The organism is Deferrisoma sp. (assembly GCF_054681715.1).
In genome coordinates, this window is sequence record NZ_BAAHFQ010000109.1 from 1 (window position 1) to 9,888 (window position 9,888).

Annotated in this window: 7 protein-coding genes and 1 pseudogene; all 8 read left to right on the forward strand. The window is 67.9% G+C overall.

Annotation, left to right across the window (positions count from 1 at the left end):
• Nucleotides 1–94 precede the first annotated feature (94 nt).
• A complete protein-coding gene (locus ACY0I8_RS13280) occupies nucleotides 95–601 on the forward strand; it encodes an NADH-quinone oxidoreductase subunit J (RefSeq protein WP_461395134.1) in 507 nt (168 codons plus the stop codon).
• Between the two features lie 45 nt (nucleotides 602–646).
• A complete protein-coding gene (gene nuoK / locus ACY0I8_RS13285; RefSeq protein WP_459941868.1) occupies nucleotides 647–949 on the forward strand; it encodes an NADH-quinone oxidoreductase subunit NuoK in 303 nt (100 codons plus the stop codon).
• A 28-nt stretch (nucleotides 950–977) separates the two neighbouring features.
• Nucleotides 978–2,978 (forward strand): NADH-quinone oxidoreductase subunit L, encoded by a 2,001-nt coding sequence (gene nuoL / locus ACY0I8_RS13290; RefSeq protein WP_461395135.1) that lies wholly within the window; start codon nucleotides 978–980, stop codon nucleotides 2,976–2,978.
• 22 nt (nucleotides 2,979–3,000) lie between these two features.
• Nucleotides 3,001–4,575 carry an NADH-quinone oxidoreductase subunit M gene (locus ACY0I8_RS13295; RefSeq protein WP_461395136.1) on the forward strand — a complete coding sequence of 525 codons (1,575 nt, stop codon included), beginning with the start codon at nucleotides 3,001–3,003 and terminating at the stop codon, nucleotides 4,573–4,575.
• Nucleotides 4,576–4,602: 27 nt separating this feature from the next.
• Complete coding sequence (locus tag ACY0I8_RS13300; protein ID WP_461395137.1) at nucleotides 4,603–6,057, forward strand: NADH-quinone oxidoreductase subunit N; 1,455 nt, start codon at nucleotides 4,603–4,605, stop codon at nucleotides 6,055–6,057.
• Nucleotides 6,058–6,717: 660 nt separating this feature from the next.
• Nucleotides 6,718–8,193 (forward strand): anthranilate synthase component I, encoded by a 1,476-nt coding sequence (trpE, locus tag ACY0I8_RS13305; protein WP_461395138.1) that lies wholly within the window; start codon nucleotides 6,718–6,720, stop codon nucleotides 8,191–8,193.
• 442 nt (nucleotides 8,194–8,635) lie between these two features.
• Entirely contained in the window at nucleotides 8,636–9,205 is a 570-nt protein-coding gene (locus tag ACY0I8_RS13310) for an anthranilate synthase component II (protein WP_461395139.1), read from the forward strand.
• A 353-nt stretch (nucleotides 9,206–9,558) separates the two neighbouring features.
• A pseudogene (locus ACY0I8_RS13315) lies at nucleotides 9,559–9,888 on the forward strand (anthranilate phosphoribosyltransferase); the annotation flags it as partial.

Below are 9,888 nucleotides of genomic sequence, written 5' to 3' on the forward strand. Positions count from 1 at the left end.
GCTGACCCGCAACTACGAGTTCTGCGGCTACACCCGGGAGGAGTTCCACATGACCCGGGACGTTCTGGCCCGCAACTAGACGGAGGGCGACCCCATGGCGCTAGCGATGTTCTTCGTGTTCGCCGCCTTCGCGGTGCTGGGTGGGATCGGGGTGATCCTGGCCCGGAACCCGATCCACAGCGCCCTGAGCCTGGTGGGCACCATGGTGAGCCTGGCCGTGATCTACCTGCTCCACCACGCGGAGTTCATCTTCGCGATCCAGCTCATGGTGTACGCCGGGGCGATCATGACCCTGATCGTGTTCGTGATCATGCTTCTGGACATCCGGCAGGAGGAGGCCGAGCAGGAGCGGCTCGCGTTCGGCCGGGTGATCGGCATGGTGCTCGCCGGGCTCATGGTGGTGGTGCTCCTGGTGCCGGCGGGGGCGGGCCTCATGGGCAAGCCCGGCGACATGACCGAGGAGGTCCTGGCCCGGGTGGGGAGCGTCCAGTTCCTGTCGGAGAAGCTCTTCACCAGCTATCTCCTGCCCTTTGAGATCGCCTCCGTGCTCCTCCTGGTGGGGCTCGTGGGGGCGGTGGCGCTGGCAAAGAAGAAGCTCTAGTTCCGGACCGGGGCTCGCCCCCGGCGCGGCGTGGAGGACGAGGCGATGATTCCGTTCGAGTATTCCATGGGGCTTTCGGCCGTGCTGTTCGGCCTCGGGGTGGTGGGCGTGATGGTGCGGCGCAACCTCATCGTGCTCCTCATGTGCGTGGAGCTCATGCTCAACGCCGTGAACCTCGCGTTCGTGGCCGTGGCCGACCACCTCAACAGCGTCGAGGGGCTCCTGTACGTCTTTTTCGTCATGACGGTGGCGGCCGCCGAGGCGGCCGTGGGGCTCGCGATCGTGGTGGCCCTGTACCGGGCCCGCCGGTCCGTGCACGCCGACGAGATCAGCCTGCTCAAGGGCTAAACACCGGCTCGCCTGAGGGAGGCGTCCCATGCTCGACCTGATCTGGCTTATCCCGTTCTTCCCCATGGTGGGCGCCCTGGTGAACGGGCTCTTCGGGCGCAAGCTTCCGAAGGGGCTCGTGGCCACGGTGGCCTGCGGGAGCGTGTTCCTGTCGTTCCTCGTGTCGGTGGGCGCGTTCTTCAGCCTCAAGGCCCTGCCGCCCGCCGAGCGGGTGTTCGAGCAGGTGATCTTCGAGTGGATCGCGAGCGGCACGACCAAGGTGACCCTGGGCTACCTGCTCGATCCCTTGAGCTGCGTCATGATCCTGGTGGTGACCGGGGTCGGGTTCCTGATCCACGTGTACTCCGTGGGGTACATGGCCCACGACCCCGGGTTCAGCCGCTACTTCACCTACCTGAACCTCTTTTGCTTCGCCATGCTCACCCTGGTCCTCGGCAACAGCTTCCTCGTGCTGTTCGTGGGCTGGGAGGGCGTGGGGCTGTGCTCGTACCTGCTGATCGGGTTCTGGTTCGAGGACGCGGCCAAGGCCGCGGCCGGCATGAAGGCCTTCATCGTGAACCGGATCGGGGACTTCGGGTTCCTGCTCGGCATGTTCCTCATCTTCTGGAAGTTCGGCACCCTGGATTTCCGGGCCGTGATGGAGCAGGCGCCCCACGTGCTCGTGGCCGGCGGGGCCATCGTGACCGCGATCACGCTCCTCCTGTTCGTGGGGGCCACCGGGAAGAGCGCCCAGATCCCGCTCTACGTCTGGCTCCCCGATGCCATGGCCGGCCCGACCCCGGTGTCGGCGCTGATCCACGCCGCCACCATGGTGACCGCCGGGGTATACATGATCGGCCGGTGCAACGTGCTCTACTCCATGGCCCCCACCTCCATGACCGTGGTGGCCACCATCGGGGCCCTGACGGCGCTCTTTGCCGGCACCATCGCCATCACCCAGTTCGACATCAAGAAGGTGCTCGCCTACTCCACGGTGAGCCAGCTCGGGTACATGTTCACCGCCATGGGCGTGGGTGCCTACGCCGCGGGCATCTTCCACCTCATGACCCACGCCTTCTTCAAGGCCTGCCTGTTCCTCGGGTCCGGTTCGGTGATCCACGGCATGCACGAGGAGCAGGACATGCGCAAGATGGGCGGCCTGCGAAAGTACATGCCCCACACCTACTGGACCTTCCTGATCGCCACCATCGCGATCGCGGGCCTGCCGCCCCTGGCCGGGTTCTTCTCCAAGGACGAGATCCTCTGGAACGCCTGGGCCAACGGGTTCAAGTTCCAGTGGTTCCTGGGGTTCGTGGCCGCCGGCATCACCGCCTTCTACATGTTCCGGCTGGTGTTCATGACCTTTTTCGGCAAGGAGCGGTTTGACCCCCACGAGGTCCACGTGCACGAGTCCCCGGCCACCATGACCGTGCCCCTGTGGATCCTGGCCGGGCTCTCGATCGTGGGCGGCTGGGTCGGCATCCCGGCGGCCCTGGGGGGCGCGAACCACTTCCACCACTGGCTCGCTCCGGTGATGGGCGGGGCCCACGAGGCGGCCGAGGGGGTGAAGCACGCCGCCGGCGGGCTGGGCCTGGTGACCACGGCCTGGGCGTCCGAGGCCGCGGGCCACGCCGCCGAGGCCGCCGGCCACCACGACCCGGCCGAGTACGCCCTGATGTTCCTGAGCGTGGCCTACGCGCTCCTGGGGATCCTGGTGGCGTACCTCTGCTACATCGCCAAGCCCGACATCCCGGCCAAGGTGGCCGAGAAGTTCCGGGGGCTCTACGAGCTCCTCTACAACAAGTACTTCGTGGACGAGATCTACCAGGCGGTGTTCGTGGAGGGCACCCTGGCCCTGGCCACGTTCTGCTACGCCTTCTTCGACGTGGTGGTGATCGACGGCATCGTGAACGGGGTCGGGTACCTCGTGCGTTCCGTCGGTGCGGGTCTGCGCCGCTTCCAGACCGGGCAGGTGCAGGCCTATGCGCTTTCGATCCTGCTGGGGGCCGTGATCCTGGTGGGCTACTACGCCGTGGTGGCCTCGTTCTAAGAGGGGTGGAGGAGAGGTTGGGATGAGCCACTTTCCGTACCTGAGCACGATCACGTTCCTCCCCCTGCTGGGGGCGCTGGTGCTCCTTCTGATGCCCCGCCGGAGCGAGGGCGCGATCCGGGGCTGGACCCTGGCCGTGACCCTGGTCACGTTCGTGATCAGCCTGGCCCTGTGGGTTCGGTTCGACCCGAGCGTGGGCGGCATGCAGTTCGTGGAGCGGACGACCTGGGTCGAGTCGCTGGGGATCTCCTACTACGTGGGGATCGACGGGATCAGCCTGTGGCTCGTGCTCCTGACGACGTTTTTGAGCGTGATCTGCGTGCTCTCGAGCTGGACCATCGAGAAACAGGTCAAGGAGTACATGTTCTTCTTCCTGCTCCTCGAAACGGGCATGCTCGGCGCCCTGATCGCCCTGGATCTGGTGCTCTTCTACATCTTCTGGGAGGCCATGCTCATCCCGATGTATTTCCTGATCGGGGTCTGGGGCGGCACCGACCGGATCTACGCGGCGATCAAGTTCTTCATCTACACCATGGTGGGGTCGCTCCTCATGCTGGTGGCGATCCTGGCCCTGTACTACCTGAACATCCGGGCCGGCAACGCCCCCACCTTCGACCTCCTGAAGCTCTACGAGCTCGACCTAGCGCCCAACATCCAGTTCTGGATGTTCGCGGCCTTCTGCCTCGCGTTCGCGATCAAGGTGCCCATGTGGCCCCTGCACACCTGGCTCCCCGACGCCCACACCCAGGCCCCCACGGCCGGCTCCGTGATCCTGGCCGGCGTGCTCCTGAAGATGGGCACCTACGGGTTCCTGCGGTTCGCCATGCCGCTGTTCCCCAACGCCGTGGAGGCCTGGGCCCCGTTCATGATGGTGCTGGCCGTGATCGGCATCATTTACGGGGCGCTGGTGGCCATGGTGCAGGACGACGTGAAGAAGCTAGTGGCCTACTCCTCGGTGAGCCACCTGGGGTTCGTCATGCTGGGGCTCTTCGCCCTGAACATGCAGGGGGTCCAGGGCGGCCTGTACCAGAGCCTCAACCACGGCATCTCCACCGGCGCCCTGTTCCTTCTGGTGGGGGTGATCTACGAGCGGCGCCACACCCGGGCCATCGCCGACTTCGGGGGGCTCGCCAAGTCCATGCCCAACTACGCCACGGTGTTCCTGATCATCACCATGAGCTCCATCGGGTTGCCGGGCCTCAACGGGTTCGTGGGCGAGTTCCTGATCATGCTCGGGGCGTTCCTGACGTCGAAGCCCGCGGCCGTGTTCGCGGCGACGGGGGTGATCCTGGCCGCCGGGTACATGCTGTGGATGGTGAAGCGCGTGTTCTTCGGGCCCCTGGACAAGGAGGAGAACCAGAACCTCCCGGACCTCACCGGCCTGGAGTGGGGGTACCTGATCCCCATGGTGGTGATGGCCTTCTGGATGGGCATCTACCCGGGCACGTTCCTGCGGAAGACTGACGCCACCCTGGAGCTCTGGCTCCAGAAGTTCGAGGCGAAAAAGGAAGCCTGCCGGTCGCTGGAGGCCCCCGGCGCCCTGGCCCTGCTGGAAGACGGCCTGAAGCGGGTGCTCCCCGGCCCGTTCGCGGACTAACCGCCCTGACCGAGACGAGGTGACGCGATGACGTTCTCCATGGCCGACATGCGACTGCTGACGCCGCACCTGGTGCTCACGGCGGCGGCCCTGCTCGTGCTCCTGGCCGAGGCGGTGAGCCCCGGGCGGCGCAAGGGATTCCTGCCGTACCTGGGGATCGCGGGCATCGTGGTGGCGGCGTTCACCACGCCGGGGCTGTTCGGGCCGGCGCAAACCGGGTTCTCGGGCATGTTCGCGGGCGACGGGTTCGCCGCGTTCGTGTACTTCATCCTCTACGCCGTAGGGGCCCTGACGCTTCTGGTGAGCGACGGGTACCTCCGGGACGAGGGGCGGGACCACGCCGAGTACTACGCCCTGGTGCTCCTGGCGCTCGTGGGCATGATGCTCATGGCCGGGGCCACCCACCTGATGTCGCTTTTCCTTGCGCTCGAGACCATGAGCATCGCGATCTACGCCCTGGCCGGGTTCTTCCGGGACGAGCGGTCCACGGAGGCGAGCTTCAAATACTTTCTGCTGGGGGCGTTTTCGAGCGGGTTCCTGCTCTACGGCATCGTTCTGCTCTACGGCACCTGCGGCACCACCGAAATCCGGGGCATCCTCGAGGCCTTCTCGGCGAACCGGGCCCTCCTGGGCTCGCCCATGGCCCTGGCCGGGGTGGGGCTCGTGACCGTGGGGTTCGCCTTCAAGGTGGCGGCCGTGCCGTTCCACATGTGGACCCCCGACGCCTACCAGGGCGCCCCCACCTCGGTGACCGCGTTCATGGCCACGGGGGTTAAGGCCGCGGCCTTCGCCGCGGTGGTGCGGGTGTTCTTCGTGGCGTTCCAGACCCTGCACCTGGAGTGGAGCGGGGTCCTGTGGGTGCTCGCGTTCCTCACCATGACGGTGGGGAACCTGGCAGCCATCGCCCAGACCGATGTGAAGCGGATGCTCGCCTACTCCTCCATCGCCCACGCCGGGTACATCCTGGTGGGCGTGGTGGCCGGCACCCCCGAGGCCGGGGCCGCGATCCTGTACTACCTGCTGGCCTACGCCTTCATGAACATCGGGGCGTTCGCGTGCCTCATCATGGTGGGCCGCAAGGGCCAGGAGAACACCGGGCTCACGGCCCTTTCGGGCCTGGGCTTCAAGTTCCCGGCCCTGGGGCTCGCGCTCAGCCTGTTCATGTTCTCGATGGCCGGCATCCCGCCCACGGCCGGGTTCATCGGGAAGTTCCTGATCTTCAAGGCGGCCGTGCACCAGGGCTACTACTGGCTCACCATCTTCGGCGTGCTGAACTCGGCCGCGAGCGTGTACTACTACCTGCGGGTGATCGTGACCATGTACTTCAAGCCCGAGCCCGACACCCCGGTGGTGGAGGGGCTCCGGGCCGGGCCCTCGATGGCCGTGGCCACGATCCTGGCCGGCCTGGGCGTGCTCTACTTCGGCGTGGTGCCGGGCGGGCTGGTGGACCTGGCCGAGCAGGCCATCCGGTTCCTGGCGTAGTGCTTGTCAGGGCGCCCTCAAGTTGGTAGGGTACAGGCCGCACAGGGAGACGGCGATGACGGTACGACGAACCCAGATTCGTTCCTGCTGGTGGTGGTGGCCCAAGGAGAGGGGCTGACCGCCGCCGTTTCCCGAACGCGAGGGACACAGCGCGCCGCGGGCAGCCCCGAAGCTGCCCGCGGCGCTTTCGTTTGGAGCAAACGAGGGCCGCGGGACACCGCGGCCCTCGTTGCATTGGGGACCGGCGACGTCGGGGCGCTACGGCAGCACGGAGGGCAAGGCTTGGGGAAGGGATTTGGCCGCCCGCCGCCCAGTCCCCGACCGCGGACCGGAGACCGGAGACCGAAGTCTTGATGACCACGGAGAGCACGGAGGACACGGAGGGCGGAGTTTGGCCGCCGAGCCGCCAAGCCGCCCCGCCGCCCAGCTCCCCGACCGCGGACCGTAGACCGCAGACCGAAGTCTTGATGACCACGGAGGGCACGGAGGACACGGAGGGGGAGTTTGGCCGCCAAGCCGCCAAGCCGCCGGGCTGCCCAGCCCATCGACCGTCGACCGAAGTCTTGATGACCACGGAGAGCACGGAGGACACGGAGGGCGGAGTTTGGCCGCCGAGCCGCCAAGCCGCCTAGCCGATGGCCGATAGCAGGGAGTTCCGCCATGCCCTACAAGATCCTGGTGGACGAACGAACCTTCGAGTCCCACGCCCGGGAGTTTCCCGTGGTGCCGGTGGCCGCGCGGCTCCCGGCCGACACCGAGACCCCGGTGAGCACCTACCTCAAGGTGGCCGGGGGCCGGTGGTCGTTTCTGCTGGAGAGCGTGGAGGGGGGGAGCCGGTGGGGCCGGTACTCCCTGGTGGGGCTCGACCCGTTTCTGTGGTTCGAGGCCCGGGGGAACGTGGGCCGCGCCTGGAACGGCCTCAAGGGGGGCCGGGAGGGCCCGACCCTGGACCTCCTGCGCCGGGTGCTGGCCGAGCACCGAATGCCCCGGGTGGAGGGCCTGCCCCGGTTCAGCGGCGGACTCGTGGGGTACGTGGGGTACGGTGCGGCGCGGCTCTTCGAGCGGATCCCCCCGTGCCACCCCGACCCCCTGGAGCTTCCGGACATCCGGCTCTTCGCCCCGCGCACCCTCCTCGCCTTCGACAACGTGCGAAAGACCCTGGACGTGATCGTTCTGGTGCGGCCGGCGGCCGGAGAGACCTACCGGGGCGCCCTGGAGCGGGTCGAGGCGGTGCTGGGCCGGCTCCGAAGCCCCTTGGACGAGGCGGCGGTGTATCCGGAGCCGGTGCCCGTGCCGGAGCTGCGGCCGGTGATCCCCCGGGAACGGTTCGAGGACATGGTCGTCCGGGTCCGGGAGGCGATCCATGCCGGGGAGGCGATCCAGGTGGTCCTCTCCCAGCCCTTCGAGGGCCGCACCGATCTTTCGCCGTTCACGGCGTACCGGGCCCTGCGGGCGCTCAACCCGAGCCCGTATCTCTTCCACCTGGCCCTGGGGGAGGAAACCCTGGTGGGCGCGAGCCCCGAGGTCATGGTGCGGAAGGAGGGCCGCCGGGCCCTCCTCCGGCCCATCGCGGGCACCCGCCACCGGGGCGCCACGCCCGAGGAAGACCGGGCCCTGGAGGAGGAACTCCTCGCCGACGAGAAGGAGCGGGCCGAGCACCTCATGCTGGTGGACCTGGGCCGCAACGATCTCGGCCGGGTGGCCACGGCCGGGGGGGTGCGCCTGGAGGAGTCGTTCGTGGTGGAGCGGTACTCCCACGTGATGCACATCGTCTCCACCGTGTCCGCGGAGCTCCGGCCCGAGGTGGACGCGTTTGACGTGCTTGGGGCAACCTTTCCGGCGGGCACGGTGTCGGGGGCGCCCAAGGTGCGGGCCATGGAGCTCATCGCCGAGCTGGAGCCCCGGGAGCGGGGGGTGTACGCCGGCGCCGTGGGGTATCTGGGGTTCGACGGCAACATGGACACCTGCATCGCGATCCGCACCCTGGTGTTCTGCCGGGGCCGGGTGGTGGCCCAGGCCGGCGCGGGGGTGGTGGCCGACTCGGACCCGGGGTTCGAGTACGAGGAGACGCTGCACAAATCGGCCGCCCTGCGCCGGGCCCTGGAACTGGCGGCCCGCGGCCTGGAGCCGGGATGAGGCGCGGCTGGAACCGCGGAGGACACGGAGGGGTTGAGGGGGGGTGGCCGCCAAGCCGCCCGGCCGCCAAGCCGCCTAGCCCCTTGACCGAAGACCGAAGTGAACCACCACGGAGGGCACGGAGGACACGGAGGGGTTAGGGGGGTGGCCGCCCGGCCGCCTGGCCGCCGAGCCGCCAAGCCGCCAAGCCCAAGGACCGCGGACCGAAGACCGAAGACCGAAGTTTTGATCACCACGGAGGACACGGAGGGGTTGGGGGGGGTTGGCTGCCTAGCCGCCTAGCTGCCAAGCCGCCCAGCCCATCGACCGCGGACCGACGACCGGAGACCGACAACCGAACTGATCCACCACGGAGGGCACGGAGAGCACGGACGCGGGAGGGGCTTTGGCTTCCCAGCCTCCCAGCGTTCTAGCTTTCCAGCTTTCCCGATGGAGTTCCCCCATGCTCCTCATGATCGACAACTACGACTCGTTCACCTACAACCTGGTCCAGTACTTCGGGATCCTGGGGGAGGAGGTCCGGGTGTTCCGGAACGACCGGATCACCGCCGACGAGGTGGAGCGCCTCCGGCCGGACCGGATCGTGATCTCCCCCGGGCCGGGGGATCCCACGGGAGCCGGGGTGAGCGTGGAGGTGATCCGGCGGTTCGCGGGCCGGGTGCCGGTCCTGGGGGTGTGTCTGGGCCACCAGTCCATGGGCTACGCCTACGGGGCCGAGATCGTGCGGGCCAAGCGGCTCATGCACGGTAAGACCTCGATGGTCCACCACGACGGCACCGGGATCTACCGGGGCATCCCCAACCCCTTCGAGGCCACCCGGTACCACAGCCTGGTGATCCGTCGGGAGAGCCTGCCGGAGAGGTTCCGGATCACCGCCTGGACCGTGGAGGACGACGAGATCATGGGCATCGCCGACGACGAGGCCCGGCTCTACGGCATGCAGTACCACCCCGAGTCGATCCTCACGAAAGAGGGCATGAACATCCTAAAGAACTTTCTGGAGATCCGTTGAGTCTGGGCGACGGGTCGGTGTCAGTTGGAAACTCCCCAGGGCGCCTTTGGGGCCCCCGCTACGCAGGACCGTAACGTGCGAGTCAGGGGTTCGGTGTGGGAGCGCCTTCCAAGGCGCGATCCGGGCCGCAAGGCCCGAAAGAAAGGGCCTCGCGGCTCGGAAGCCGCTCCCACAGGTTCGCGGGCGCGATGACGCCGGAATCCCGAATGCTCTTAGCCGCCAAGCTGCCGAGCAGCCCAGCCGCCTAGCGGAGGTCACTTGGAAAACGGAGGAACTCTCGAATGCCCGGTCCCCGGGGGGCTACATTCGAGCTTCCCAGCCTCCCGGCCTTCCAGCCGAGAAAGGAGCGCGCCATGCTCAAAGAACTGATTCACAAGGTGGTCGAGGGCCAGGATCTCACCGAGGGGGAGATGATCGAGGCCATGGAGGCGATCATGGGCGGCGAAGCCACCCACGCCCAGATGGCCGCGTTCCTCACGGCCCTGCGGATCAAGGGCGAGACCATCGAGGAGATCACGGGGGCGGCCCGGGTGATGCGGGAGCACGCCACCCCGATCCGGGTGGAGCCCCGCAAGGAGGTGCTCACCCTCGACCGGGACGAGATCAACGTGGAGTACGAGTCGATCCTCGACACCTGCGGCACCGGGGGCGACGACACGAACACCTTCAACATCTCCACCACC

Excerpts from the sequence above, each read along its gene's own strand:
- ACY0I8_RS13295 (WP_461395136.1), top strand. The coding sequence starts at position 3,001 with ATGAGCCACTTTCCGTACCTGAGCACGATCACGTTCCTCCCCCTGCTG.
- ACY0I8_RS13300 (WP_461395137.1), top strand. The coding sequence starts at position 4,603 with ATGACGTTCTCCATGGCCGACATGCGACTGCTGACGCCGCACCTGGTG.
- trpE (WP_461395138.1), top strand. The coding sequence starts at position 6,718 with ATGCCCTACAAGATCCTGGTGGACGAACGAACCTTCGAGTCCCACGCC.
- nuoL (WP_461395135.1), top strand. The coding sequence starts at position 978 with ATGCTCGACCTGATCTGGCTTATCCCGTTCTTCCCCATGGTGGGCGCC.
- nuoK (WP_459941868.1), top strand. The coding sequence starts at position 647 with ATGATTCCGTTCGAGTATTCCATGGGGCTTTCGGCCGTGCTGTTCGGC.
- ACY0I8_RS13280 (WP_461395134.1), top strand. The coding sequence starts at position 95 with ATGGCGCTAGCGATGTTCTTCGTGTTCGCCGCCTTCGCGGTGCTGGGT.
- ACY0I8_RS13310 (WP_461395139.1), top strand. The coding sequence starts at position 8,636 with ATGCTCCTCATGATCGACAACTACGACTCGTTCACCTACAACCTGGTC.